Annotated in this window: 30 protein-coding genes and 1 pseudogene; 17 read left to right on the forward strand and 14 right to left on the reverse strand. The window is 58.2% G+C overall.

Annotation, left to right across the window (positions count from 1 at the left end; genetic code table 11):
- The first annotated feature begins 2 nt into the window (after positions 1–2).
- The gene (locus CFBP1590_RS24455) at positions 3–326 is read left to right on the forward strand and encodes a DUF3392 domain-containing protein (protein WP_004884392.1); all 324 of its coding nucleotides are present in this window, start codon (positions 3–5) and stop codon (positions 324–326) included.
- A gap of 162 nt (positions 327–488) precedes the next feature.
- Here CFBP1590_RS24455 and trmB read toward each other — a convergent pair whose 3' ends face one another.
- The 4 genes from trmB to CFBP1590_RS24475 form a co-directional block, all read right to left on the reverse strand.
- Positions 489–1,136: a tRNA (guanosine(46)-N7)-methyltransferase TrmB gene (gene trmB / locus CFBP1590_RS24460; protein WP_213014107.1), complete on the reverse strand. Its 648-nt coding sequence runs from the start codon at positions 1,134–1,136 to the stop codon at positions 489–491.
- 98 nt (positions 1,137–1,234) lie between these two features.
- Positions 1,235–2,029 (reverse strand): thiazole synthase, encoded by a 795-nt coding sequence (locus CFBP1590_RS24465; protein ID WP_024686365.1) that lies wholly within the window; start codon positions 2,027–2,029, stop codon positions 1,235–1,237.
- Positions 2,030–2,083: 54 nt separating this feature from the next.
- The gene (thiS, locus tag CFBP1590_RS24470; protein WP_029243117.1) at positions 2,084–2,284 is read right to left on the reverse strand and encodes a sulfur carrier protein ThiS; all 201 of its coding nucleotides are present in this window, start codon (positions 2,282–2,284) and stop codon (positions 2,084–2,086) included.
- Between the two features lie 110 nt (positions 2,285–2,394).
- A complete protein-coding gene (locus tag CFBP1590_RS24475) occupies positions 2,395–2,775 on the reverse strand; it encodes a DUF423 domain-containing protein (RefSeq protein WP_004884398.1) in 381 nt (126 codons plus the stop codon).
- A gap of 80 nt (positions 2,776–2,855) precedes the next feature.
- Between CFBP1590_RS24475 and mtgA the strand changes: the two genes are divergently transcribed.
- Positions 2,856–3,566 (forward strand): monofunctional biosynthetic peptidoglycan transglycosylase, encoded by a 711-nt coding sequence (gene mtgA, locus CFBP1590_RS24480; RefSeq protein WP_029243119.1) that lies wholly within the window; start codon positions 2,856–2,858, stop codon positions 3,564–3,566.
- A 230-nt stretch (positions 3,567–3,796) separates the two neighbouring features.
- Here the strand turns inward: mtgA and CFBP1590_RS28620 are convergent.
- Positions 3,797–3,904 (reverse strand): annotated as a pseudogene (locus CFBP1590_RS28620) (hypothetical protein); the annotation flags it as partial.
- A gap of 152 nt (positions 3,905–4,056) precedes the next feature.
- Between CFBP1590_RS28620 and CFBP1590_RS24485 the strand changes: the two are divergent.
- From CFBP1590_RS24485 to CFBP1590_RS24495, 3 genes are all read left to right on the forward strand, one after another.
- Positions 4,057–5,274, forward strand: coding sequence for a colicin E3/pyocin S6 family cytotoxin (locus CFBP1590_RS24485; RefSeq protein ID WP_088236086.1), 1,218 nt, complete (start codon positions 4,057–4,059; stop codon positions 5,272–5,274).
- On the forward strand, positions 5,271–5,510 hold the full coding sequence (locus CFBP1590_RS24490) for a DUF7683 domain-containing protein (protein WP_029243121.1): 240 nt from the start codon (positions 5,271–5,273) through the stop codon (positions 5,508–5,510). The genes CFBP1590_RS24485 and CFBP1590_RS24490 overlap by 4 nt, the downstream gene beginning before the upstream one ends.
- Before the next feature lie 196 nt (positions 5,511–5,706).
- Entirely contained in the window at positions 5,707–5,946 is a 240-nt protein-coding gene (locus tag CFBP1590_RS24495) for a DUF7683 domain-containing protein (RefSeq protein ID WP_088236087.1), read from the forward strand.
- A gap of 47 nt (positions 5,947–5,993) precedes the next feature.
- Here the strand turns inward: CFBP1590_RS24495 and rpoH are convergent, their stop codons facing one another.
- From rpoH to ftsY, 4 genes are all read right to left on the reverse strand, one after another.
- Positions 5,994–6,848: an RNA polymerase sigma factor RpoH gene (gene rpoH / locus CFBP1590_RS24500; protein ID WP_004884403.1), complete on the reverse strand. Its 855-nt coding sequence runs from the start codon at positions 6,846–6,848 to the stop codon at positions 5,994–5,996.
- Positions 6,849–6,963: 115 nt separating this feature from the next.
- Positions 6,964–7,998, reverse strand: a complete 1,035-nt coding sequence (gene ftsX / locus CFBP1590_RS24505; protein ID WP_088236088.1) for a permease-like cell division protein FtsX — start codon at positions 7,996–7,998, stop codon at positions 6,964–6,966.
- Positions 7,995–8,666 (reverse strand): cell division ATP-binding protein FtsE, encoded by a 672-nt coding sequence (gene ftsE, locus CFBP1590_RS24510; protein WP_004884405.1) that lies wholly within the window; start codon positions 8,664–8,666, stop codon positions 7,995–7,997. Before ftsE ends, ftsX begins: the two co-directional genes overlap by 4 nt.
- Entirely contained in the window at positions 8,663–10,189 is a 1,527-nt protein-coding gene (gene ftsY, locus CFBP1590_RS24515; protein ID WP_088236089.1) for a signal recognition particle-docking protein FtsY, read from the reverse strand. The genes ftsE and ftsY overlap by 4 nt, the downstream gene beginning before the upstream one ends.
- 259 nt (positions 10,190–10,448) lie before the next feature.
- Here ftsY and CFBP1590_RS24520 point away from each other — a divergent pair, with 259 nt between their 5' ends.
- From CFBP1590_RS24520 to CFBP1590_RS24555, 8 genes are all read left to right on the forward strand, one after another.
- The gene (locus tag CFBP1590_RS24520) at positions 10,449–11,774 is read left to right on the forward strand and encodes a M16 family metallopeptidase (protein ID WP_058430881.1); all 1,326 of its coding nucleotides are present in this window, start codon (positions 10,449–10,451) and stop codon (positions 11,772–11,774) included.
- Positions 11,771–13,210: a M16 family metallopeptidase gene (locus CFBP1590_RS24525; RefSeq protein ID WP_029243125.1), complete on the forward strand. Its 1,440-nt coding sequence runs from the start codon at positions 11,771–11,773 to the stop codon at positions 13,208–13,210. Before CFBP1590_RS24520 ends, CFBP1590_RS24525 begins: the two co-directional genes overlap by 4 nt.
- Before the next feature lie 394 nt (positions 13,211–13,604).
- The gene (locus CFBP1590_RS24530; RefSeq protein WP_004884410.1) at positions 13,605–14,957 is read left to right on the forward strand and encodes a M16 family metallopeptidase; all 1,353 of its coding nucleotides are present in this window, start codon (positions 13,605–13,607) and stop codon (positions 14,955–14,957) included.
- Positions 14,954–16,417 (forward strand): M16 family metallopeptidase, encoded by a 1,464-nt coding sequence (locus CFBP1590_RS24535; protein ID WP_029243126.1) that lies wholly within the window; start codon positions 14,954–14,956, stop codon positions 16,415–16,417. The genes CFBP1590_RS24530 and CFBP1590_RS24535 overlap by 4 nt, the downstream gene beginning before the upstream one ends.
- On the forward strand, positions 16,417–17,001 hold the full coding sequence (gene rsmD / locus CFBP1590_RS24540; RefSeq protein WP_069142959.1) for a 16S rRNA (guanine(966)-N(2))-methyltransferase RsmD: 585 nt from the start codon (positions 16,417–16,419) through the stop codon (positions 16,999–17,001). The genes CFBP1590_RS24535 and rsmD overlap by 1 nt, the downstream gene beginning before the upstream one ends.
- 313 nt (positions 17,002–17,314) lie before the next feature.
- The gene (locus CFBP1590_RS24545; protein WP_057409737.1) at positions 17,315–17,593 is read left to right on the forward strand and encodes a type II toxin-antitoxin system RelE/ParE family toxin; all 279 of its coding nucleotides are present in this window, start codon (positions 17,315–17,317) and stop codon (positions 17,591–17,593) included.
- 12 nt (positions 17,594–17,605) lie between these two features.
- A complete protein-coding gene (locus CFBP1590_RS24550; RefSeq protein WP_004884417.1) occupies positions 17,606–17,893 on the forward strand; it encodes a HigA family addiction module antitoxin in 288 nt (95 codons plus the stop codon).
- Positions 17,894–18,017: 124 nt separating this feature from the next.
- The gene (locus tag CFBP1590_RS24555) at positions 18,018–19,064 is read left to right on the forward strand and encodes a hydrolase (protein ID WP_088236090.1); all 1,047 of its coding nucleotides are present in this window, start codon (positions 18,018–18,020) and stop codon (positions 19,062–19,064) included.
- Between the two features lie 10 nt (positions 19,065–19,074).
- Here the strand turns inward: CFBP1590_RS24555 and CFBP1590_RS24560 are convergent, their stop codons facing one another.
- Positions 19,075–19,932 carry a sulfurtransferase gene (locus CFBP1590_RS24560; RefSeq protein WP_088236091.1) on the reverse strand — a complete coding sequence of 286 codons (858 nt, stop codon included), beginning with the start codon at positions 19,930–19,932 and terminating at the stop codon, positions 19,075–19,077.
- A 50-nt stretch (positions 19,933–19,982) separates the two neighbouring features.
- Complete coding sequence (locus tag CFBP1590_RS24565; protein ID WP_058430907.1) at positions 19,983–20,645, reverse strand: TetR/AcrR family transcriptional regulator; 663 nt, start codon at positions 20,643–20,645, stop codon at positions 19,983–19,985.
- A 164-nt stretch (positions 20,646–20,809) separates the two neighbouring features.
- On the opposite strand from CFBP1590_RS24565, the gene CFBP1590_RS24570 reads away from it, so the two are divergent.
- From CFBP1590_RS24570 to CFBP1590_RS24580, 3 genes are all read left to right on the forward strand, one after another.
- Positions 20,810–22,237, forward strand: coding sequence for a coniferyl aldehyde dehydrogenase (locus CFBP1590_RS24570; protein WP_029243131.1), 1,428 nt, complete (start codon positions 20,810–20,812; stop codon positions 22,235–22,237).
- Positions 22,238–22,396: 159 nt separating this feature from the next.
- A complete protein-coding gene (gene coaD / locus CFBP1590_RS24575; RefSeq protein WP_004884422.1) occupies positions 22,397–22,876 on the forward strand; it encodes a pantetheine-phosphate adenylyltransferase in 480 nt (159 codons plus the stop codon).
- Between the two features lie 101 nt (positions 22,877–22,977).
- The gene (locus tag CFBP1590_RS24580) at positions 22,978–23,232 is read left to right on the forward strand and encodes a YfhL family 4Fe-4S dicluster ferredoxin (RefSeq protein ID WP_004884423.1); all 255 of its coding nucleotides are present in this window, start codon (positions 22,978–22,980) and stop codon (positions 23,230–23,232) included.
- A gap of 7 nt (positions 23,233–23,239) precedes the next feature.
- On the opposite strand, the gene CFBP1590_RS24585 is transcribed toward CFBP1590_RS24580, so the two are convergent.
- The 3 genes from CFBP1590_RS24585 to CFBP1590_RS24595 all read right to left on the reverse strand — a co-directional run bounded on the left by CFBP1590_RS24585 (position 23,240) and on the right by CFBP1590_RS24595 (position 25,349).
- The gene (locus tag CFBP1590_RS24585) at positions 23,240–23,578 is read right to left on the reverse strand and encodes a hypothetical protein (protein ID WP_004884424.1); all 339 of its coding nucleotides are present in this window, start codon (positions 23,576–23,578) and stop codon (positions 23,240–23,242) included.
- A gap of 100 nt (positions 23,579–23,678) precedes the next feature.
- Entirely contained in the window at positions 23,679–24,491 is an 813-nt protein-coding gene (mutM, locus tag CFBP1590_RS24590) for a bifunctional DNA-formamidopyrimidine glycosylase/DNA-(apurinic or apyrimidinic site) lyase (RefSeq protein WP_004884425.1), read from the reverse strand.
- A 45-nt stretch (positions 24,492–24,536) separates the two neighbouring features.
- Positions 24,537–25,349 carry an HDOD domain-containing protein gene (locus CFBP1590_RS24595; protein WP_179302779.1) on the reverse strand — a complete coding sequence of 271 codons (813 nt, stop codon included), beginning with the start codon at positions 25,347–25,349 and terminating at the stop codon, positions 24,537–24,539.
- A 237-nt stretch (positions 25,350–25,586) separates the two neighbouring features.
- Here CFBP1590_RS24595 and CFBP1590_RS24600 point away from each other — a divergent pair, with 237 nt between their 5' ends.
- Positions 25,587–26,126, forward strand: coding sequence for a type 1 glutamine amidotransferase domain-containing protein (locus CFBP1590_RS24600; RefSeq protein WP_088236092.1), 540 nt, complete (start codon positions 25,587–25,589; stop codon positions 26,124–26,126).
- The last annotated feature ends 26 nt before the right edge of the window (positions 26,127–26,152 follow it).

Consider the following 26,152-nt stretch of genomic DNA (forward strand, 5'->3'; position numbering starts at 1 on the left):
GCATGGATCTCGTACTCGATCTGCTCGCCACCGTGTCACGCTGGAGTCGCAGCAACCTTTCAGAAATCGCTCTCGCGCTGGTGGGCTGCCTGCTGGTGCTGTTCGGTTCGGATGTCAAGGGCTGGCTGGAACAGCGCGTGGGGAGCATGGCAGGCGCCTTGCGCATCCCGATCATGGCCCTGCTGTGCACCGTCGGCAGCGGCCTGGCCCTGATCTACGCCACCCCTTGGGTCGTGCGCGGCCTGAGCCAGTTCAACAACTACAGCCTGGCGCCGGTGCTGTTGGTGGTGCTGGTGCTGATCGGAGTGGTTGCGGACAGGAAGTGATTTGATCATTCCAGCGCTCCGCGTTCGCTTGAAGATGTGACGCAGAGCGTCACGGGATGCATGCCCACGCGGAGCATGGGCACGATCGTCAACTTCACGCTGATCGTTCCCACGCTCCAGCGTGGGAACGCCTCTCAGGACGCTCCGCGTCCGCTTCGACGGTCAGTCAACCTTCTCGAACTTCAAATCCCAGACACCATGACCAAGACGCTCGCCACGGCGTTCGAACTTGGTGATCGGGCGTTCGGCCGGGCGTGGCACGTACTGATTGTCTTCGGCCTGATTGCGGAAACCCGGCGCGACGCTCATCACTTCCAGCATGTACTCGGCGTAAGGACCCCAGTCGGTCGCCATGTGGAACACGCCACCGGTCTTCAGCTTGCTGCGTACCAGCGCGGCAAACTCAGGCTGCACGATGCGGCGCTTGTGGTGACGGCTCTTGTGCCATGGATCCGGGAAGAACAGCATCAGGCGATCCAGGCTGTTGTCCGCAATACAGCGATTCAGCACTTCGATGGCGTCGCAGTCATAGACCCGCACGTTGGTCAGGCCCTGAGTCAGCACGCCATTGAGCAATGCGCCGACACCGGGGTAATGCACTTCAACGCCGATGAAGTCCTGCTCGGGCGCAGCCGCAGCCATTTCCAGCAGCGAGTGCCCCATGCCGAAGCCGATTTCCAGCGTGCGCGGCGCAGAGCGGCCAAACACCTGATCAAAATCGACCGGCGCGTCCGTCAGGGACAGGCCGAATTTCGGACGCCCCTGATCCAGACCGCGCTGCTGGCCTTCGGTCATGCGGCCAGCACGCATCACGAAACTCTTGATGCGGCGGTGCTGGCGCTCTTCGCCCTCTTCGGTAGCAGGCGACTCTGGGTGCGGAACGTGCGAATCAGTCATCAAACGGGCTCTTACTTGATCAGGCCATCCAGCGGCGAAGATGCGCTGGCATAGAGTTTTCGTGGCATGCGTCCGGCGAGGTACGCCAGACGACCGGCAATTACAGCGTGCTTCATGGCTTCGGCCATCATGATCGGCTGCTGGGCGTGGGCGATGGCAGAGTTCATCAACACCGCCTCGCAACCCAGCTCCATCGCGATGGTGGCATCGGAAGCGGTGCCGACACCGGCATCGACCAGCACCGGCACTTTGGTTTCTTCCAGGATGATCTGCAGGTTGTACGGGTTGCAGATCCCCAGACCGCTGCCGATCAGCCCAGCCAACGGCATGATCGCAATGCAGCCGATTTCGGCCAGTTGGCGGGCAATGATCGGGTCATCACTGGTGTAAACCATCACGTCGAAACCGTCCTTGACCAGCACTTCGGCAGCCTTGAGGGTTTCGATCACATTCGGGAACAGGGTCTTCTGATCAGCCAGGACTTCCAGCTTGACCAGATTGCGGCCGTCCAGCAGTTCGCGGGACAGGCGGCAGGTGCGCACCGCTTCGACGGCATCGAAGCAGCCAGCGGTATTCGGCAGAATGGTGTAACGATCCGGGGGCAGCACATCCAGCAGGTTCGGCTCGCCCGGGTTCTGACCCAGGTTGGTCCGGCGCACGGCAACGGTGACGATCTCGGCACCCGAAGCTTCGATGGCCAGACGGGTCTGCTCCATGTCCACGTATTTGCCAGTACCTACCAGCAGGCGCGACTCAAAGGTCCGACCGGCCAGAACGAAGGGCTTGTCGCTGCGAACATTGCTCATCGGAAATCCTCTTCAACTTGCAGATTAGGGGGCGTCGCCGTCCAGCGCTGCGAACTAGCCGCCGCCGATGGCGTGGACCACTTCGACCTGATCACCTTCGGACAGGGCAGTGGCCTCGTGCTGGCTGCGCGGCACGATATCCAGATTCAATTCCACTGCGACGCGGCGTCCGGCAAGTTCCAGACGGGTCAGCAGCGCCGCGACGGTTGCGCCGTCGGGCAATTCAAAGGACTCACCGTTCAACTGAATGTGCATGCGAGAGCAGCCATCATTTTAGGGGGCCAGCATTCTAGCCCGATCAGCCGGTATGACCAAATCAAAGCCGCGCCATTCGTCTCAAGCGACCTCGGCAATCTGCGCCACGATCAGGGTGCAGAACCCAGACGCCATGCCGCCAGCCCCAGGGTCGCCCAGCCAAACAGGAACGCCAGACCGCCGAACGGGGTGATGATGCCCAGCTTGCTGATGCCGGTCAGGGTCAGTGCATACAGGCTGCCGGAAAACAGCAGAATGCCGATGGCAAAGGAAATGCCGGCCCAGGTGACCAGCCGACCCGGAAGCTGTGCGGCCAGTACGGCCACACCCAGCAGCGCCAGCGCATGAACGAGTTGGTACAGCACGCCGGTCTGGAAGATGGTCAGGTACTCGGCGGTCAGACGCCCTTTCAGGCCATGAGCGGCGAAGGCACCAAGCGCCACGCCCGTAAAACCGAAGAAGGCGGCCAGCATTAAAAAGCTACGAAGCATCAGGAACTCCAGTGAGAAATCGTCCGAAGGCGCACGGTCTGTATAATGGCCCGCTCAACGGGTTCGGCCAAGCCATCTCTATGCTGCAGTCTCTCTTTCGTCGCCTTATCAAAGCCCTGCTGTGGTTCGCTGCCGGCAGTGTCATTCTGGTTATCATCTTCCGCTGGATACCGCCGCCCGGCACGGCGTTGATGGTGGAGCGCAAGGTGGAATCCTGGTTTGACGGTCAGCCTATCGACCTGCAACGCGACTGGCAGCCGTGGGACAAGATTTCCGACAACCTGAAAATCGCCGTTATTGCAGGCGAAGACCAGAAGTTTGCCGAGCACTGGGGTTTCGACGTCGACGCGATCCAGGCCGCGATTCTGCACAACGAACGTGGCGGCTCGATCCGAGGTGCCAGCACCCTGAGCCAGCAAGTCTCGAAAAACCTGTTTTTATGGTCCGGCCGCAGCTACCTGCGCAAAGGCCTCGAAGCCTGGTTCACGATGCTCATTGAGATGTTGTGGTCCAAGGAGCGCATCCTTGAGGTCTACCTCAACAGCGTCGAATGGGACGAAGGCGTGTTCGGCGCACAAGCGGCCGCGCAGCACCATTTCCGCGTCAACGCGAGCGCCTTGACGGTCCAGCAGGCCAGCTACCTCGCCGCCGTCCTGCCCAACCCCAGAGAATGGAGCGCCAGCCACCCCAGCAGCTACGTTTCCCGCCGCGCCGGCTGGATCCGTCAGCAGATGCGGCAATTGGGCGGGGATGATTATCTGGCGAACTTGAACCATAGCCGTCGGTTTTGATGAGTGTAGAACCCGTGCACGCGGGTTCTGGGCGGCAATCCCACGAAAGCGATGCCTTTCTTCAAGCGGATTAATGGCCTGATAGTGGGCAAGCTCGCGTCCCCGAGAACCGACGCTTCGCCTGCCGATGTTTACACTTGGATATCAGTGTAATCAGAAGATCGGGACGCGGAGCGTCCCAAGCGGCATGCCAACGCAGAGCATTGGCACGATCAGGTCCAGATTTTCGCTTACCAAGCCACCTGTGCCGTGATCGACGGGTTGAGCTTGCTCATCCCGTTCTTTCGCTGCTGGCGAATACGATCGGCAGAGATGTTGTATTTCTGCGCCAGGTCGTGCGGCGCAGAACATTAAAGAATGAAACCACCCCGCCACTACGTATGATTATTTACTTACTCTCGTAGTATCCATCTCGTTTTATTCCGAGACCTTGTTTAGAAATTTAGAATATCTACTCTGATTTGCTTGATAGAAAGTCGGAAACTTATCCTTGAGCAAAAGAAGACAGCAAACATGGCGCCATACAGGTGGAGATGGAGGAGGATATAGATACATCGACGACCTGACAGAAGCCGAACTCGCCACTCGCGACGCTGAAGAGAAACTTCATAACGAGAGAGCAGAGAGAGAAAGGGCGCGTCTTGATCAAGCCATACATCAGTCAAAAGAGCGAGCTGCCGAATTAGCTCAGCGTAAAAAAGAGGAAGATCAACGCTGCGGCTACGTCTTTTCCAAATCCCGTAAACTTCCAAACGGCGTTATCGACGATATGACACGCTGTGACTTCAGCATTGTTGAAGTACTGGATGACTATGGCGATTGGGCGGCTCTTGGTACCGGAGTTGCAATAGGGTCGGGGCCTGCAAGCCTGAAACTTCTGACCCCTGCATCCAGCTCAACAAATATTGCTGCGAGACTTGGCGGCAGTTTATCTCTTGAGATCATCTCAAAAGCCATTAGCCCCGCCATGGCAAGAGGCTCTGTAGTGGGTACCCTGGCGCTTCTGTTACCAGCCAATACAGACAAAGACAGTGCTTTTTACAAGCGCGAGCAATATGACCTCTTAACGCTTGGCCGAACTCAAGTAAGACTTAACGTCAAGCAGCTATCGGATGGCAGTGTAGATGCCTATGGATTCTACACAGGCAACAACCCAGAGTGGCAGAAGGTTCCGATCGTCAAAGCAGTTTCTCGTGGCGAAGAATTCGTTGCGGAACTGGATCAAGGCATCAATCTGATCTGGACGCCAGCAACTGACAGAAGTGAAGTGCTGGGTATTCCTGCACTTGAGGTCAAATCATTTCCAAAACTGATTCTGGTTTATCCGACCAGCGAGCGGGCGCAACAGAATCACGAAAATCCAGTTCTGCCTGTGGATTATCGGGATGCGATTCTGGTTTTTCCTGTAGATACCGGTTTACAGCCTATCTATGTTGCGCTGAGTCTTTCGGAGGGTAGCTACCATCACCCCCCAATATTGTTACCGGGTTTTCCTGAAGCAACCAAAACAGGCCGCAAAACTGCTGTGAGGGGTGGTGGAAAATTACGTAAACGATGGAAGACCGCAAAAGGTCTGATTTTTGAATGGGACTATCAGCATGGAATGGTAGAAATGTACAACAAACGGGGGAAACACTTAGGCGAATTCAACCCTGAAACAGGCATACAGACCAAAGACGCCGACCCTAAAAGGAGTATCGAACCGTGAAGTATCTGCTCGAAGCGTTCGACAAAAAAACCGGAATACTTGTTTTTGAAAAGGAAATCCCGGCCGGCCACGATGAACAACTCAAGCTCATCATGGGCTGGACATCCGAGCAGTTAGGCCATGAAGGCTACAATCTGGACGCCGCTCAGCTGGAAGCAATCGTCAGGATAATAAGCGATGAAAGCCATGACCCGAATTACGACTACCAACTGACATGCAATGCTGATGGCTACTAACCAAAACGTACTGTCCAACGTTGGGACTTTGTGATGCGGCAACGCATCATGCCGCTATCGATATACTGAGCGTGCTCATCGCACTCCTCCAATGTTGATGAATACGCTCAGCGAAGACGTTATACATCTACGCCAGATCATACTGAAAACAGAAGCACAGACCAAAGAGGTCTACTGCTGAAACGAGCATCGAACCATGAAATACCTACTCGAAGCATTCGACAGAAAAACAGAATTTCTCGCTTTTGAAAAAGAAATCCCAGCCGGCAATGACGAACGGCTCAAAAACATCATGGGCTGGACATCCGAGCAGTGGGGCGATGAAGGCTACAACCTGAACGCTTCTCAGTTGGAAGCAATCGTCAGGCTCATCGGTGATGAACCCCATGATCCGAACTACTTCTACCAGCTGACATGCAACGCTGACGACCTTTAAACAAAAACGCCCCGATCAGATCGGGGCGTTTTGCGTTACCGGCTACGTTACGCCGCTATCGACGTCTTGAGCTTGTTCATCGCACTCTTCTCGAGCTGACGAATACGCTCGGCGGAGACGTTGTACTTCTGCGCCAGGTCGTGCAGCGTGGCTTTTTCTTCTGCCAGCCAGCGCTGGTAGAGGATGTCGCGGCTGCGTTCGTCCAGCACGTCCAGCGCCTGATGCAGATTGGCGGTGGAGTTGTCGGTCCAGTCGGAATCTTCCAACTGACGCGCCGGGTCGTAGCGATGGTCTTCCAGGTAGTTGGCTGGCGACTGGAATGCACTGTCGTCGTCAGCTTCGGCTGCCGGGTCGAAGGCCATGTCGTGGCCGGTCAGGCGGCTTTCCATCTCGCGCACTTCACGTGGCTCGACACCCAGGCTTTCAGCGACGCGATGCACTTCGTCGTTGTTCAGCCAAGCCAGACGCTTCTTCTGGCTGCGCAGGTTGAAGAACAGCTTGCGCTGCGCCTTGGTCGTGGCGACTTTCACGATGCGCCAGTTGCGCAAGATGAACTCGTGGATTTCCGCCTTGATCCAGTGCACGGCGAACGACACCAGACGCACACCCATTTCAGGGTTGAAACGCTTCACGGCCTTCATCAGACCGACGTTACCTTCCTGGATCAGGTCAGCCTGAGCCAGACCGTAACCGGAATAACTGCGTGCGATGTGCACGACAAAACGCAGGTGGGCGAGAACCATCTGCCGAGCCGCCCCCAGATCCTGCTCATAGTAGAGACTCTCAGCCAGTTCACGCTCCTGCTCGGGCGTCAGCAGCGGAATGCTGTTGACCGTATGCACGTAGGCCTCAAGGTTCGCACCCGGGACTAAGGCATAAGCAGGTTGCAAAGAATTGGTCATACGAAAAAACCTCCAGCGCACATAAATGTGCAGTTCAGCACTGCCAGATTGACTTGGAACCGCGAGACAAGTTCCTTGATTTTCAGAAGCCAATCTGGTGAAACAAATTTTAGCTCTACCGTGGCGCCAGTTCACGCAAGTGACGGGCGACCGCAATCCAAGCACCGATATACCCTAACAACACCGCTCCAAGCAAGAGCGAAAAACCATCACCCATCGGCACACCCGTGAGCGCAAAGTCACTTCCGTAAAGCCCCGCCAATCCGGTCACAGCGCCGTTCAGCCAGTTCAAGCCATAGGCCAGCACGCCCCAGGACAGGATGCCTGCCCCGAAACCGTACAGCGCGCCCATATAGAGGAAGGGCCTGCGCACATAGCTGTCAGTCCCGCCCACCAGCTTGATCACTTCGATCTCGGTGCGACGGTTCTCGATGTGCAGACGTATTGTGTTACCAATTACCAACAGCAAAGCCGAGACCAGCAGAACCGTCAAGCCGAACACAAACCGGTCACCCAGCTTGAGGATCGCTGCCAAGCGCTCGACCCAGACCAGATCGAGCTGGGCCTGCTGCACCTTGGGCAGTTCGGCAAGACGGGTGCGCAAGGCTTCCAGCGCGGGCTTGTCGACTTCGTCTGGCGTCACCAGCACCACGCCGGGCAACGGGTTTACCGGCAGCTCCTTGAGCGCTTCACCCAGCCCGGACTGTTGCTGAAACTCGGCCAGCGCCTGTTCGCTGCTGATGTACTCGGCATCCGCCACGCCGGGCATCGCCTTGATCTCATCACGCATGCGAGTGCCATCGGCTGTGCTGGCGTCCAGATTCAGGTAGATCGAGATCTGTGCTGCTCGCTGCCAGGAACCGCCCAGACGCTCGACGTTACTCAACAGCAACGACAAGCCCATGGGCAGGCTCAGGGCAATGGCCATGACCAGACAGGTAAAAAAGCTGCCAATGGGCTGCTTGCCCAGACGACGCAGGCTGTCGACCATGCTTGAGCGATGGCTTTCAAGCCAGGCTGAAAGCAGCGTGCTGAAGTCCGGCCCGTCATCGTCGTGATCGTGACGCTGTTTTTTCTGTTTTCCGGGTGCAGGATCAGCCGCCTTTGGCGCGACGCGTTCTGCAACCTTTGGACTGCGTGTGGCACTCATACTCCGGCCTCCCCGTCACCGATCAGACGACCGCGTTGCAGGGTCAGCATACGGTGACGCATGCGAGCGATGAGCGCCAAGTCGTGACTGGCGATGAGCACACTGGTGCCCAGTCGGTTAATGTCTTCGAACACACCCATGATTTCCGCTGCCAATCGTGGATCGAGGTTACCGGTCGGCTCATCCGCCAGCAGCAAGGCCGGACGGTGCACGATGGCGCGCGCGATACCGACGCGCTGCTGCTGGCCGGTGGAAAGATCACCGGGGTACAGGTCGGCCTTGTCGGACAACGCCACGCGATCCAGCGCCGAATCAACGCGCTTGGCGATTTCAGGCTTGGACAGCCCGAGAATCTGCAAGGGCAGTGCGATGTTGTTGAACACCGTGCGATCGAACAGCAGCTGGTGATTCTGAAACACCACACCGATCTGCCGACGCAGAAACGGAATCTGCGCATTGCTGATCTGGCCGAGGTCCTGGCCAGCCAGCATCAGTTTGCCAGTTGTCGGGCGTTCCATGGCCAGCAACAGGCGCAGCAGCGTGCTCTTGCCTGCACCGGAATGCCCGGTGACAAACAGAAACTCGCCGCGACGTACTCGAAAGCTCAGTTCGTGCAACCCGACATGTCCATTCGGATAGCGCTTACCGACCTGCTCGAAACGAATCATGGACGCTCCCGCTCCGCAAACAGAGCCTGAACAAAGGGTTCGGCTTCGAAGGTGCGCAGGTCATCAATACCCTCGCCGACGCCGATGTAACGAATGGGCAGACCGAACTGCTTGGCCAGCGCGAAAATCACGCCGCCCTTGGCGGTGCCATCCAGCTTGGTCAGCGCAAGGCCGGTCAGCGTGACAGTCTGGTTGAACTGCTTGGCCTGGTTGATCGCGTTCTGACCGGTGCCCGCATCGAGCACCAGCAGCACTTCGTGCGGCGCATCTGCGTCGAGCTTGCCGATTACGCGGCGCACCTTTTTCAGCTCTTCCATCAAGTTGTCTTTGGTGTGCAGGCGACCGGCGGTGTCGGCGATCAATACGTCGATGCCCCGCGCCTTGGCGGCCTGCACGGCGTCGAAGATGACCGAAGCGGAGTCAGCGCCCGTGTGCTGAGCGATGACCGGAATCTTGTTGCGCTCGCCCCAGACCTGCAACTGCTCAACGGCAGCGGCACGGAAGGTGTCGCCTGCGGCCAACATGACCTTCTTGCCTTCAAGCTGCAGCTTCTTGGCCAGCTTGCCGATGGTGGTGGTCTTGCCTGCGCCGTTGACGCCTACGACCAGTATCACGAACGGCTTGTGCTCGGCCTTGATGACCAGCGGCTGTTCGACCGGCTTGAGCATCGCGGCCAGTTCGCCTTGCAGCGAGGTGTAGAGCGCCTGAGCATCGGTCAGCTGTTTGCGCGCGACCTTCTGGGTCAGGCTCTGGATGATGACCGATGTCGCTTCGACGCCGACATCCGCTGTCAGCAGGCGGGTTTCGATTTCTTCGAGCAGGTCATCATCGATGGCTTTCTTGCCGAGAAACAGGCTGGCCATGCCCTCGCCGATGCTGGCGCTGGTTTTCGACAGGCCTTGCTTGAGGCGGGCGAAGAAGCCGACCTTGCTGGCTTCAGGCTCTTGAACAGGCGCAGCGACAGGCGCGAGTTCCTGAACAGGCTCGACGGGCTGCGGAACCGGCTGCGCAACTGGCGCCGGGGCCACGGGGTCAATCATCGGCTCTGCGACAGGCGCAGGATCGACAAGTACCGGCTCAGGAACGCTGACCGGCACGATATCGGCGACAGGCGCGGCCTCAGGCCGAGGCTCTGGAGCAGGTGCCGCTGCGTATTGAGGTGCCGACGATACGTGATGCTGTTCGGGAATCGGTGGTGTGACGTGGGGCTCAAGCTCGTCGATCAGCGCCACCGACTCTTCAGCCACCGGCAACGTCAGCCAGGGCTGGGGCGATGGCTGACCCGGTTCCACATGCGACTGCGGCTCGGCAGCAGGCGCAGGCTCGACAGCCAGGGGAGCGGATTGAGGGGCAATGAGCGGTTCAACCTGTGGCGTCGCTTCGACGACCGGTTCAGGCTGTTCAGCGGTTGACTCTTGCGGCGCGGGCTCGGTTTCCTGTGGCTTTTTACGCAGCCACCCGAACAGGCCTTTCTTCTCTCCAGCGGCAGCTGGGGTTTTCTTGTCGTCGTTAGAACCAAACATGGAGGACGGCTATCTCAAGGTTGCGGGACGCCAGAGCGCGATCCGGAAAATTCTGACAGTAAAAACAGACTGCTTTTAGGACCGCGTGTTCACTTTGCAGTCCTTTGGTGGGATATGGTTCAGCTTCGTTTCAGACAGGCTTCACTCGCATTTGACAGGTGAAAGCCGGTTCTGACGAAACACACCATTATCCTAACATCCTCGCGCCTGCCGACGCTAAGTTCAGGCAGGGCGTACTACAACAGGTTCATATTCACGGATGAATATTTCAACCCGCAACACCTTACCGTCGGCGGCCTCGACCGCCGATCCTCAACCCACTCATGAATTCACCCTCGACAACGGCCTCAAGGTCATCGTCCGCGAAGACCACCGTGCCCCCGTGGTCATTTCCCAGCTTTGGTACAAAGTGGGTTCCAGCTACGAAATCCCCGGCCAGACCGGTCTGTCCCACGCGCTTGAGCACATGATGTTCAAAGGCAGCAGCAAAACCGGGCCAGGCGAGTCTTCGCTGATCCTGCGCAGCCTCGGTGCCGAACAGAACGCGTTTACCAGTGCCGACTACACCGTCTACTACCAGGAGCTGGCTTGTGATCGCCTGAGCGTAGCGCTGGAGCTGGAAGCAGATCGCATGGCAACCCTCACGTTGCCAGCCGACGAGTTCAGCCTCGAAATCGAAGTCATCAAGGAAGAACGGCGCCGGAACACCGATGACGTTCCGAAGGCCAGGGCCCTGGAGCGTTTCAACGCTCTCGCCTTTCCCACCAGCGGCTATCACAACCCGACCATTGGCTGGAGGGCTGACCTTGAGCGCATGAAGGTCGAGGAACTGCGTCACTGGTATGAAACCTGGTACGCGCCTAACAACGCCACGCTGGTGGTGGTAGGTGACGTTCAGCCGGACGAAGTCAAGTCACTGGCAGAACGTTTTTTCGGCCCCATTCCTCGCCGCGAGGTGCAGCCGTCGAAAAGACCGCTGGAACTTGCAGAACCGGGCGAGCGCAAGATCACCCTGCTTCTCGACACCGCGCTGCCCAGGCTGTTTTATGGCTTCAATGTGCCTGGCCTCGTCACAGCTGAAGATCAGCGCTCGGCCTGCGCCCTGCGCATGATTGCAGCATTGCTGAGCGGTGGTAACGGCACACGTCTTCCAGTACAACTTTTACGTGGAGAAGAACTGGTGTCCGCAGCCTCTTCAAGCTACGACGCGTTTACTCGGGGCGACAGTCTGTTCACGATCAGCGCCATCCCCAACATCCAGAAGAAGAAAACCCTGTCTGATGTCGAGGCAGGCATCTGGCGCCTATTGGATGATCTGAAGACCACGCCACCATCCACTGATGAGCTTGAACGTGTCTTGGCACAGGTTATTGCAAACCTGGTTTACGAGCGTGACTTGATAAGCAGCCAGGCCACCACACTCGGCAAACTTGAAACGATCGGTCTGCCCTTGAAATTGATGGACGACGAGCTGGAATCCCTCCGGAACGTGACGCCGCAGGACATCCAGAATGCCGCCAACACCTACTTTATCCGCGAGCGCCTCAGCATCGCGCATGTGCTGCCTGAGGAGAAAGCCCAATGATCAAGCACAACGCTCCACAACAGACGCTGCCCGGCCTGATTCCTGCCGGAACCTTCATCTCTCCACCCGCCATGGACGGCGATGCAACCAGACAGCCTCTGGGTAGCAAACTAGAGACACTCAAGGAACTCGATCGCAATAAGTCAGCTCGTCGGGCGTTGAATATCCAGAGCTGGAACACCGCAGAAGGTGTCAAAGTACTGTTCGTGAAGGCCAACGAACTGCCAATGTTCGACCTGATTCTGACCTTCGCAGCAGGCAGTGGCCAGGATGACGAGACACCGGGCATTGCCGCAATGACCAATTACATGCTCAAAGAAGGCGTCGACGGCAAGGACTCCAGCGAAATCGCCCGGATCTTTGAGGGTCTTGGAGCCAAGTTTCAGTTTGACGCTGGGCCCTATCATGACAAAGCCACGGTTTGTCTGCGCAGCCTGAGTGCGGCGGAAAAGCTTGAACCGGCCTTGAAACTCTTCAACGAAATCATCGGCAAACCTGGCTTCCCGAGCGATTCGTTGACGCGCCTGAAGAGCCAGATGCTCACACGTATCAAGAATGAGAAGCTGGAGCACCGTTCCATTGCCTGGGATGAGCTTTACAAGAACATTTACGGTGATCACCCCTACGCCCATCGAACCGACGGTACTGAAAAAAGCATCACTGCAATAACTGCAGAGCAATTAAAGGCATTTCATGCCAAGGCCTATGCCGCTGGCAATGCGGTGATCGCCATGATGGGGGATGCCTCCAGAGAAGAAGCCGAGGTTATCGCGGCCCAGGTTTCAGCCTCGCTGCCAAAGGGTCCCGCACTGACGAAGGCTGGCGATCCTGTCAAATCCAAGGCAGGTTCGACGCATTTCGAATTTTCTTCCAGCCAGACGCAGATTTTGCTGGGCCAGTCGGGCATAGCGCGTAACCACACTGACTATGCCGCGCTGATGGCGGCCAATTCGATACTGGGCGGCAACGGTTTCGGCAGCCGCCTGATGACAGAAGTACGTGAAAAGCGCGGCCTGACCTACAACGTCTGGTCCAGATTCCTTACCAAGAAAGCGCCTGGAATTTTCATGATCGAGTTGCAGACCCGCGCCGAGATGAGTGAAAACACCTTGAAGCTGGTTCAGGAGATCGTGCACGACTTCCTGGCCAACGGGCCGACCCAGAAGGAACTGGATGACGTCAAACGCGCAATAACCGGCAGCTTCCCTCTGGAGGTAGCTGGCAACGGTGCGATCGGCTCCAGGTTGGCCGACATTGGTTTCTACGACCTTCCCCTTTCCCAATTCGATGACTACATGACAGCCATCCGGGAACTGACGGTCGAGCAGGTAAATTCGGCCATGAGCAGGCACTTGAGTGCTGACAAGATGATCGTGGTGACCGTAGGCCCGACCGTGCCGCAGGAAGAGCTGCCTGTACCGACACAGAACGGCTGACGTCTCAAACAGTCAGCGTCAAAGGGCACTGACAGCTATGGAGAAATGAGACTGTCTAACTGATCTTACTCTTTCCATCAGGTTGCTGACCTGAACGAGCAATCTGATGGAAGCTGTCGCAGGGCTTTCTCCACCCCAGCCTCATTCAGAATCAGATTGCCGCACGCCAACAGAGCGACCCTGAAAGATTCTGACATGCAAAAAAAGCTACATTCCGGGCTGCCTGCTCACGGGGCAGCCCCTTCTAAGGCTATCTTTCAGCTTCGTTCCAAACACGCTTCACTCGCATTTGACCTGTGAAGGCTGTTTCTCATGCGAACGGACCAGTATCCTAATACCCCCGCGCCTGCCGACGCCAAGTTCACGCAGGCCGTCCTACAGGTTCAAACCACGAATGAATGTTCTAGCCCGCCGTGCTGCAGGCCTGCTGTTCAGCACAATCTGTTTGCCGCTGACAGCATTGGCCGCCGATCCGCAACCGACTCATGAATTCACCCTCGACAATGGCCTCAAGGTTATCGTCCGCGAAGACCACCGTGCGCCTGTGGTGGTATCCCAGATCTGGTACAAGGTCGGCTCAAGCTACGAGACGCCTGGCCAGACGGGGCTGTCCCATGCCCTGGAACACATGATGTTCAAAGGCAGCAGCAAGACCGGGCCAGGCGAGTCTTCGCTGATCCTGCGCGATCTGGGCGCAGAAGAGAACGCGTTCACCAGCAATGATTACACCGCCTATTATCAGGTCCTGGCCAGTGATCGCCTGGCCGTCGCGCTGGAACTTGAAGCCGACCGCATGGCGACCCTTAAGCTGCCGCCCGACGAGTTCAGCCGCGAGATCGAAGTCATCAAGGAAGAGCGCCGCATGCGCACTGATGACAAGCCGCTGGGCAAGGCACTGGAACGCTTCAACGCGCTGGCCTACCCCGCCAGCGGCTATCACACACCGACCATCGGCTGGATGGCAGACCTTGAGCGCATGAAGGTCGAGGAACTGCGCCACTGGTACGAAGCCTGGTACGCGCCGAACAACGCCACACTGGTGGTGGTCGGCGACGTCAAGCCGGATGAGGTCAAGGCCCTGGCTGAACGCTTCTTCGGCCCCGTCCCGCGTCGTGACGTGCCGCCGTCCAAGAAACCGCTTGAACTGGCCGAACCCGGTGAGCGCAAGATTACCCTGCATGTCAAAACCCAACTGCCGAGCCTGCTTTACGGCTTCAACGTGCCCAGTGTGGCCACGGCGGAAGATCAACGCTCGGTCAATGCACTGCGCCTGATCGCAGCACTGCTCGACGGCGGTTACAGCGCGCGCATTCCATCGCGCCTGGAGCGCGGCGAAGAAGTGGTGTCAGCGGCATCCTCGCGCTATGACGCCTTTGCCCGTGGGGACAGCCTGTTCATGATCAGCGCCACCCCCAACGCCCAGAAGAAGAAAACTCTGGCCGACGCTGAAGCCGGTATCTGGCGCCTGCTGGACGACCTGAAAACCAAGGCACCTTCCGCTGAAGAGCTGGAGCGTGTGCGGGCGCAGGTCATTGCAGGCGTGGTCTACGAGCGCGATTCGATCACCAGTCAGGCGACCATGATCGGCGAACTGGAAACCGTCGGCCTGTCCTGGAAACTGATGGACGGAGAACTGGAAGCCCTGCAAAGCGTTACGCCCCAGGACATCCAGAAGGCTGCCAACACCTATTTCACTCGCGAGCGCCTCAGCATCGCGCACGTTCTGCCTGAGGAGAAAGCCAAATGATCAAGCGCAACGCTCCACGTCATGCGCTGCTTGGCCTGATCCTGGCCAGTACCTTCATCGTCCAGCCCGCCATGGCGGATGAAACTGCCGCCCAGCCACTGGGCAGCAACCTGCAAACGCTCAAGGAACTGGATGGCAAGGCACCCGCTCGCCGCGCGCTGAACATTCAGACCTGGAACACCGCCGAAGGCGCCAAGGTGCTGTTCGTCGAGTCCCGCGAACTGCCGATGATCGACATGCGACTGATCTTCGCCGCAGGCAGCAGCCAGGATGAGAAGACTCCCGGCATCGCCCTGCTGACCAACGCCATGCTCAACGAAGGCGTCAAAGGCAAGGACGTCAGCGCTATCGCCCAAGGCTTCGAAGGCCTGGGCGCCGAGTTCGAAAACGGCTCCTATCGCGACATGGCCGTCACTTCGCTGCGCAGCCTGAGCGCACCCGACAAGCGTGAGCCGGCCTTGAAGCTGTTCAGTGAAGTCGTCGGCAAGCCAACCTTTCCGGCAGACTCACTGGCCCGCATCAAGAATCAGTTGAGTGCCAGCTTCGAATACCAGAAGCAAAACCCCGGGACTATCGGCAGCAAGGCGCTGTTCGAGAAGCTGTACGGCGACCATCCCTACGCGCACCCGAGCGATGGAGACGCCAAAAGCATCAACGCCATCACTCTGGCTCAGCTCAAGGCGTTCCACGCCAAAGGCTATGCGGCTGGCAATGCGGTGATCGCGCTGGTGGGTGATCTGTCGAAGGAAGAAGCACAGGCCGTTGCAGCAGAGGTTTCGGCGGCACTGCCAAAAGGCCCGGCACTGGCGAAAGTTGTCGATCCGGTCGAGCCGAAGGCCGGTGTCACGCACATTGAGTTTCCCTCCAACCAGACGCTGCTGATGCTGGCACAACTGGGCATCACACGTAACGACCCGGATTATGCCGCGCTGACCGTGGGCAACTCGGTCCTGGGCGGTGGCGGTTTCGGCAGCCGCCTGATGACCGAAGTGCGCGAAAAGCGCGGTCTGACCTACGGCGTTTCGTCCGGCTTCAGTGCCATGCAGGCTCAAGGGCCGTTCATGATCAACCTGCAGACCCGCGCCGAGATGAATGAAAACACCTTGAAGCTGGTACAGAGCATCGTGAAGGACTTCCTCGCCAACGGTCCGACCCAGAAAGAACTCGACGACGTGAAGCGCGAACTGACCGGCAGCTTCCCGCTGACCGCCGCCAGCAACTCCGCTATCGTTGCTCAACTGGGTGCCATCGGTTTCTATGATCTGCCGCTGACCTACCTCGAGGACTACATGACCGCCGCCCAAGGCGTGACCGTCGAGCAGGTCAAGGCCGCCATGAGCAAGCACCTGGATGTCGACAAGATGGTCATCGTGACCGTCGGCCCGACCGTGGCGCAGAAAGAACTGCCTGCGCCGACCGATAAACCCACTCGTCAACCTGCCGGGGTTCCAGAGCACTGATGGCCAATCCACGTCCGAAGGGCCATAACGGCCTGGGTCAGCTTCGTATCATCGGCGGCGAATGGGGCAGTCGCAAACTGACCTTCCCCGACGCCCCCGGCCTGCGCCCGACACCCGATCGCGTGCGCGAAACCCTGTTCAACTGGCTGGCGCCCTATATCGCGGGAGCCAGGGTGCTGGATGTATTCACCGGCAGTGGCGCGTTGTATTTCGAAGCGCTGTCCCGCGGTGCAAGCATGGGCCTGGCGCTGGACAGCAACGCGACGGCCATCGCCAGCCTGCGCCAGAACCTGACCGCACTGAACTGCACCACCGGCCAGGTTTCCCAGACCGACGCACTGCGCCACCTGGAAACCGCCGAGGCATCGCCGTTCGACGTGGTGTTCCTAGACCCGCCCTTCCATCAGGGCCTGCTGGCTTCGGCCTGCAACCTGCTGGAAACCCGTGGCTGGCTGGCGGATCAGGCCTGGATCTATACCGAAAGCGAAACGCCTCCTTCCACCACCGGCCTGCCGGGCTCCTGGCGGTTGCATCGCGAGAAAAAAGCCGGTCAGGTGTACTACGCGCTTTGGCAACGGGGATAAGGATTTTAGATCTCGTTGCCTCTCTTGGGAAAGTCCACTTCGAGGACTGCGTTCTCGCAACCGGAGTGGACAGAGCAACACACTGCTTTGCATGGAAAGGCTGAGTATGTCTTGTGAAGCGGATCTAAGCGCCACTTACACAAATCAGGGAAACACCCTACACCGGATTCGTTGATCCGCCATCGCATTTTATAGTCATATCCCCCTCCACCATTACAGGTTTGAACGATAAGCGAGGGCTGGATATGGATGTAACAAGCAGATCATTCGCACGCCAATTGCGGAGCGTGATGTATCGCATCACAATGGCGCATTGATCATCAGCTGGAACCATAAAGGACTAAAAACCTTTTTTGAAACCGGCTCTACGAGTGGAATCCGCGCAGATCATTCCAGGCGTATTGCTCACGTTTTGACACTGTTGAACCACGCGTCAACGCCGGACAACGTCAATATTCCTGGCTGGCGCCTTCATCCACTCAAAGGCGACCTGTCCGGATTCTGGTCAATCACCATCAATGCCAATTGGCGAGTGATTTTTCGTTTCGCAGGAACAGATGTCGAATTGGTCGACTATCTGGATTACCACTGAAAGGAGGTCCATATGGAAATGTTCAACCCCCCCCATCCGGGCGAAATTCTGCTCGAAGAGGTGATACCGGGTCTGGAAACCACTATCACAGAATTTGCGAGCCATCTCGGGTTCGCCAGAGAAACTCTATCGAGGATTCTGCATGGGCATGCGCCCGTAAGTCCGGATCTGGCTGTGAGGCTTGAGCGGGCCGGTATCAGTAGCGCGCGCCTCTGGCTGGGCATCCAGGCAGACTACGATTTATGGCAAGCCGAGCATCGAGAGCAGCCGCCTATACAGCCATACGCCAGAATCAGTTGAACGCCACCGGCTATCAGATGATGCGTGACGTTCAATTCCCGTTATCGAACCACTCGACCAACCCCCTCTTACATCCCGTGCCACTTAGTGGCAACGTACAACCTGTCAGCAACTGAATTCATCGATGAGCAAGACCGTGCCTAACAGCCCCACCTCTCGTTTTCATGTCAATCCGTTCGTACCTGCATCCGGCCTGGGCAATCCGCATCTGCAAACCCTGTGGGGGCCGTTGTGGCGCAAACGGACGTTGCTGGCGCGTACGCGTGAACGGGTGTGGTTGCAGGATGGGGACTTTCTCGACATGGACTGGCATGGGCCACATCAGGTCGATGCACCACTGGTGCTGGTGCTGCATGGCCTGACTGGCTCGTCGAACTCACCGTATGTGGCGGGACTGCAAAAGGCACTGGCGACGCAAGGCTGGGCGAGTGTGGCGTTGAACTGGCGCGGCTGCTCCGGCGAGCCGAACCTGCTGTCGCGCAGCTACCACTCGGGGGCCAGCGAAGACCTGGCGGAAGTGATCGCGCACCTGCGGTCGTTGCGCCCTCTCGCGCCGCTGTACGCCGTGGGCTATTCATTGGGCGGCAATGTGTTGCTCAAGTATCTGGGCGAGTCGGGTGCGAACAGCAAGTTGCTGGGGGCTGTGGCCGTTTCCGTACCGTTTCGGCTGGACGAGTGCGCCAATCGCATCGGGCAGGGATTTTCACGGGTCTACCAGCGGCATTTCATGCGCGAGATGCTGGCTTACATTCGTGACAAGCAGACCCGCTTCCAGAGCGAAGGGCTCAGTGAAGGCCTTGCCGAGCTGGCGGCACTGGGCTCACTGGAAAACATGCGCACCTTCTGGGATTTTGATGGCCGGGTAACGGCGCCACTGCATGGCTTTACCGATGCCCAGGATTATTACCGCAAGGCCTCGAGCCGCTATTACCTGGGACAGATTCAGACGCCGACGCTGATCATCCAGTCAGCAGACGATCCCTTCGTGTTCCCGCACAGCCTGCCTGACCCTGAAGAACTGTCATCCTGTACAGAATTCGAGCTGCAGGCGAAGGGAGGGCATGTCGGGTTCGTCGATGGCTCGCTGCGCAATCCCGGTTACTACCTTGAACGACGAATTCCGCTGTGGCTGGGCATCGCACACGAACGCGACAACCCCTACACGACTTGAAGGAGCAGGCTCAGCCTGCTCCAGTGGCAACTTCGCGCTCGGGATCAACGATCCACTCACTCCACGATCCGGCATACAGCGTTCCCAGTGGATAACCCGCCAGGCACAACGCGAACAGATTGTGGCAGGCCGTGACGCCAGATCCGCAATAAGACACCAGACTTTCCGCAGGTCGACCTTGCAGTTTTTCGGCGAACCGCTGTTTGAGCTGCTCGGGCGGCAGAAAACGTCCGTCGGGCCCAAGGTTCTCGTTGAACGCCACACACTGCGCACCGGGGATATGCCCGGCGACCGGATCGATCGGTTCGACTTCACCCCGAAACCGGGCCTCGGCACGGGCGTCGATCAGCGTCATTTCCGGACGACCGAGACGCCCCTGCAGACGACTGGCACTGAGCACCAGCGACATGTCAGGCTCGCCAGTGAAGTCTCCCGGCTCGCCGCCCGGCGCATCCAGACTCAGCGGCAGCCCTGACGCATGCCAGGCCTTGAGGCCGCCGTCGAGCAGGTACACGCCCTCGCGCTTGCCCAGCCATGCCAGCAGCCACCATGCGCGAGCAGCGTACATGCCGGGGCCGTCGTCGTAGAGCACGATATCGCTGTCATTGCTGATGCCCCATGCCCGGAGACGCTCCACCAGCGTGTCGGCGTCAGGCAGCGGGTGGCGGCCAGTCCTGCCCTTGACGACCGGACTGCTGAGGTCACGGTTCAAGTCTGCAAAACGGGCGCCTTCGATGTGGCCCTGTGCATAACTGCGCTGCCCGTAATCAGGATCTTCCAGAGCAGACCTGCAATCGAGAATCACCAGCCCTGGCGTTTGCTGACGTGCCGCCAGCTGTTCAGGACCAATCAGTTGCGCGATGGACATGACAAACTCCTGTGACAGAAAACCGGATAACCAGGCACTTCATCTCGCACTCACACCAGCACCTTGTGCAGTGGCGCATGAAACGCCTGGCACAAGGCATCGAACGCCTCGCGAGCCTGCGGTGCGATGAAGCCTGACTCAAGCATAAGCACCTGATAGACGCCGCGTCGAATGGCGTCTTCGTTCAAATGTTCGGAATTTTCCCGCGCCGTACACAGAAAGCGCACCCATGACGTCAGCACAATCCAGGTATTGAGGCTGGTCCATTCAATCTGCGACTCATCCATCTGCAGAATGCCTGCGTCGATGAAACCTCGATAGATGGCCATCGCCTGAACCAGGCAGCGCTGGGAAAACAATCGATAGCGCGCCGCCAGCTCGGGATCGGCACCCAATAAATGCTCCAGATCACGGTGCAAAAAGCGGTAGCGCCACATGCCATCGAGTATCGCCAGAAAATAATCGCGCTTGTCCTCGATGCTTGGCAGGCGATCCTGGGTGGGCATCAGGAAGCTCTTTACCAGCGCTTCGTACTGACCAAACAACTCGGCGATGATCGCCTGCTTGTTGGGGAAGTGGTAATACAGATTGCCCGGCGAAATTTCCATGTGGGCCGCAATGTGATTGGTCGTCACATTGCGCTCGCCTTGCTGATTGAACAGCTCGAGGCTGACCTGAACGATACGCTCACGGGTTTTAGTGCGTGGTGCCATGCTTGCCTGAACCGCTCGAGTACTGATGAGATGTTGCCGATAGTAGCGCAAGCGCATCATCGGCGAACATCACGCGCTCTGATTGCCAGCTATCGTTCAGGCGAACGTTGACTTTGTAGAGCAATGACTCTAGAAACCCCGTTAATCACTCACCGGAAGCGACCATGCTGGCGGAAAACACTCTTCATCAGGATGAGCAGGCGCTTCAGTCAATGCATGCGGCCTTCGCGGCGCAGCAGCGCGCCTTTTCCGCCAACCCGATGCCGCCTCTGGGGCAGCGTCTGCAATGGCTCAAACACCTGGAAAAGATGATCAGCATTCATAGGCAGGAGCTGATCGAGGCCATCGATCAGGATTTCGGCCATCGCAGCGCCGATGAAACGCTGCTGGCCGAGTTGCTGCCGAGCCTGCTGGGGATCCGCGATGCACGCAGGCACCTGAAACGCTGGATGAAGCCCTCGCCACGCCACGTGGGCCTGGCGTTCCAGCCAGCCTCTGCCAAGGTCGTCTACCAACCGCTGGGCGTGATTGGAGTCATCGTGCCGTGGAATTACCCGCTGTTTCTGGCCATAGGCCCGCTGATCGGCGCGCTGGCGGCGGGCAACCGGGTAATGCTGAAGCTGAGCGAATCGACACCTGCCACCGGCGCACTGCTCAAGCGTCTGTTCGCCCTGACATTTCCCGAAGACCTGATTACCATCGTGCAGGGCGAAGCCGAGGTCGGCATGGCGTTTTCGCGCCTGCCATTCAACCATCTGCTGTTTACCGGCGCGACCAGTGTCGGCAGGCACGTGATGCGGGCAGCGGCCGAAAACCTGACACCGGTCACACTGGAACTGGGCGGCAAGTCGCCGGCTATCGTGTCCCATGACGTACCCCTTGAAGACGCCGCCGAGCGTATCGCCTTCGGCAAGACACTTAACGCAGGCCAGACCTGCATCGCGCCCGATTACGTGCTGGTGCCAGAGGACCGTCTGGCCGGGTTCGTGGACGCTTACCGGCAGGCAGTCAAACGTTTCTATCCGACGCTGATCGATAATCCGGACTACACGTCGATCATCAATCAGCGTCAATTCGACCGACTGAGCCGCTATCAGGAAGACGCCATCAGTAAAGGCGCAACCCTTATCCCACTCTATGACCAGGGCCAGGATCGGCGGATGCCGTTCAGCGTGCTGTTGAACGTCAGTGACGACATGCTGGTCATGCAGGACGAGATTTTCGGCCCCCTGCTGCCTGTTGTGCCGTACAGAAACGTCGAAGATGCCTACGCCTACATCAATCAACGCCCTCGCCCGCTGGCGCTTTACTACTTCGGCTACAACAAGGCAGAACAGCAGCAGGTGCTGGAGCGAACCCATTCTGGAGGCGTGTCGCTCAATGACACCTTGATGCACGCAGCTCAGGACGATTTGCCGTTCGGCGGTGTCGGGTCATCAGGCATGGGCCATTACCATGGACATGAAGGCTTTTTGACGTTCAGTCAGGCCAAGGGCGTGTTCGTCAAACAGCGCATCAATGCGGCGCGACTGATTTATCCGCCATACGGACGTGCGATTCAACGCTGGGTTTATAAACTCTTTTTGCGCTGATCAAAAAAAGCACTGCAAGCCTGTAAACAGGGCTTTTTGAGCCGAAAATGGCCGATAATCGGCGCAATACGACCTTTGATGCCCGCTGCGCGGCTTGGCCCATCGGAAAGGCTGCGATACCATCCGAGTCCCACAACGGACTCCGACCAGGACGACGCGATGAACCGAGTGTTGTACCCAGGCACCTTCGACCCTATTACCAAGGGCCATGGAGATCTGGTCGAGCGAGCCTCGCGCCTGTTCGATCAAGTGGTCATTGCCGTTGCCGCCAGTCCAAAGAAAAACCCGTTGTTTCCTCTGGAACAACGCGTGGAGCTGGCCCGCGAGGTCACCAAACACTTGCCGAATGTGGAAGTCGTAGGCTTCTCGACGCTGCTTGCGCACTTTGCCAAGGAACAGAACGCCAACGTTTTTCTGCGTGGCCTGCGTGCCGTGTCGGACTTCGAATATGAGTTCCAGCTGGCAAACATGAACCGCCAGCTGGCACCGGACGTCGAGAGTCTGTTTCTCACGCCATCAGAGCGCTACTCGTTCATTTCGTCGACGTTAGTGCGCGAAATCGCGGCATTGGGCGGCGATATCACCAAGTTCGTGCATCCTGCAGTCGCCGAAGCACTGACTCAGCGGTTCAAGCGATAACACATCGCAGGAACGTGCAGGTGCAACCTGAGGACTAATGCGGCACAATTCGCGGCATTGGTTTTCATGTGCCCCGGCGTCGGCCGCGGCAGGAGCATTTCATGTCCCTTATCATCACCGACGATTGCATCAACTGCGACGTCTGCGAACCCGAGTGCCCGAACGAGGCGATTTCACAAGGCGAGGAGATCTACGTGATCAATCCGAACCTGTGCACCGAATGCGTGGGCCACTACGACGAACCCCAATGTCAGCAGGTCTGTCCTGTGGATTGCATCCCTCTGGATGAAAATCACGTCGAGAGCAAGGAACAGCTGATGGACAAGTATCGGATCATTACCAGCAAAGTGGTTTGATCAACGTTTACTGCTGCTTGCCATAACCATCACCCGTACACCCCAGACAACGCACGAAGGCCGACTTGCCAGGGTCGACTACCAGCGCCTTGGCGGTCGCCTTGAAGTTTCCGCCTGCAGCCGCAAACGGCGCGGCTATCACAAACAGACCTGTTCCGATCACCGTGGCGGCAATCAACAGCGGTCGCGCGATGAGCAGATCGCCCACCATGGCGAACACGGGTGGGTTCTGGATGGTGTAGACCGGGTTTCCGCTGCCTTCAGCTACTTCCGCCGCAACGGCGGGCACCGCCTGCAGGCCAAAGAACAGCGCCAGCATGGCAGCAAGAATACGAAACGGGCTCATAGCGTGGTCCTTCAGGCGTGGCGTAAGGGTCTGCCCATCACTATAAACAGCGATGGGGGTTAAGCAAGTGGCCATGATGTTTCATGGCACGGTTCTGTTTTCAGCGCTGGCATTTGGGGCAGTACACACTTGCGCGCTGACCCAGTTTGATCTCACGCAATGTGGTGCCGCATACCTTACATGGCTGGTCGCCGCGCCCGTACACGAACAACTCCTGCTGGAAGTAACCCGGCTTGCCATCGCCACCGATGAAGTCGCGAAGCGTGGTGCCTCCCCGCTCTATGGCGTAAGCCAGGATGCGTTTGATCTCGATCGCGAGTTTCAGGTAACGCGCCCGGGAAATACTCTTCGCCTCGCGGCGCGGGTCGATCCCGGCGGCGAACAGCGCTTCGGTCGCATAGATATTGCCCACGCCGACAACCACCGCGTTATCCATGATGAAGGGCTTCACCGCAATCGACTTGCCTCGGGAGCGCTCATAGAGACGCTCGCCATCGAACAGGTCGGTAAGCGGCTCCGGCCCCAGACGAATCAACAGCTCGTGTGCGTGCGGATCGAGACTCCAGAGCATCGCACCGAAGCGTCGAGGGTCTGTGTAGCGCAAGGCCAGACCCGACTCCAGTTCAATATCCACGTGCTCATGCTTGAGCGCGGGCAATCCGGCCTCAACCAGACGCAGATTGCCCGACATGCCCAGATGGCTGATCAGGGTCCCGACTTCCGCCTGGATCAACAGGTACTTGGCGCGGCGGTTGACCTGCACGATGCGCTGCCCGGAAAGGCGGATATCGAGGTCTTCGGGGATCGGCCAGCGCAGACGGCTGTCGCGCACGATCACGCGGCTGACGCGCTGCCCTTCGAGATGGGGCGCAATGCCGCGTCGGGTGGTTTCGACTTCTGGTAATTCAGGCATGGATAACTCGGTCGTGCGGAAAGGAAAAACGAGCGATGAGCAGAATCAGTGCGCGCCCAGCTCGCGAATGCTTTCCTTCAGGTATTCAAAGTCGTACTCGGACAGGCCGACGTAGTCCAGCACCAGTGCACCGATGCTTTCCCACTCGTGGTCTTCGTCCTGATTGCCCAGAACGCTATAGGACTGGCAGATATGCTCAGCCATCTTGAGTGGGGCCAGCAGGTTCTTGAGTACCGCATTACGGCTGGAGTCGTCCTGAAAGATCGCCAGAGCGTTGTGATGGTTGGCGATGGCTTCGGTGACATGATCCGGCAGTCGCCACGACTTGGCGGTGTAATAGCCAACCACCGAATGGTTGGTGTCGAACGCCGTGTTTTCGGTATCCACGACACGACACTCCGGACCTGCATTGGCGTAGGCGCTTTCAAGCACGGTCATATAGTCCGGGAAACGCTTGATCATCAGCGGAATGCCGCAGTCATGAAACAGACCCAAGGCGTAGGATTCGTCCACTGCCTGCGAGCCAATCCGTTTGGCCAGCGTCAGACTGGTCATCGCCACGTCCTGAGCGGTGTCCCAGAAACGGTTGAGGGTCACGATGGTTTCATCGCTCATCTCACCCTTGATCGACTGGGCATTGATTAGATTGATGACGGTGCGACTGCCCAGCAGATTTACCGCCTTCTGGATCGACGCGATTTTGTTGGACAGGCCGTAATGAGGCGAGTTGACGATTTTCAGCAACGCCCCGGACAGGCCCGGATCCTGAGCGATCAGCCGCGCAATCACGCCCAGATCAGGGTCTGGCATGTACTGTTCCATCTGCAGATCCACCATGATCTGCGGCTGCGGGGGCACGCTGATGCCCTGCAACGCTTGCTGGATCTGCTCGGATGTTAGCTCTGGAGGCATAGGTCTTTACTCGAAGGCATAACGGGATTCTGCCCCCTCATCAGGCAACGGTCCATCACCTTCGTTGCTGATTTTCTCGGAACTTTGGCTTACAGACAGCTTCGGACTCTGTGTAACCGACGCAGGCTTGGCCTCATAAAGGCCAGCAATGCGCCATCCCTAGGCACGAGACTGGAGGACCCCATGTCAAACGCACTGAATGGTAAACGCATCGCGATTCTTGTAACGGATGGTTTCGAGCAGGTCGAACTGACCGGCCCAAGGGAAGCTCTGGAGCAAGCGGGTGCCACCGTAGAAATCCTTTCCAGCCAGGACGGCAACGTCAAAGGCTGGAATCATGACAAACCGGCTGACGACTTTCCGGTGGACGGCACGTTCAAGGCCGCCAACGCGAGCAACTATGACGGCATCGTCCTGCCGGGCGGTGTGCAGAACTCCGACACTATCCGCGTGGACAGTGACGCACAGCAGATCGTCAAGGATGCCAGCGCATCCGGCAAACCACTGGCGGTTATCTGCCACGGCGGCTGGTTGCTGATCTCCGCAGGCCTGGTCAAAGGCAAGACCATGACCAGCTTCAAGACATTGAAAGACGATCTGGTGAATGCTGGCGCCAACTGGGTTGACCAGGAAGTGGTCACCGACGGCAAGCTGATCAGCAGCCGCCAGCCCGATGACATTCCGGCATTCAATAGCAAGCTGATTGAAGCGCTGTCGGCATAAACGACCGTGTTAATTCTCGTCATCCC

The organism is Pseudomonas viridiflava (genome assembly GCF_900184295.1).
GTDB lineage: Bacteria > Pseudomonadota > Gammaproteobacteria > Pseudomonadales > Pseudomonadaceae > Aquipseudomonas > Aquipseudomonas viridiflava.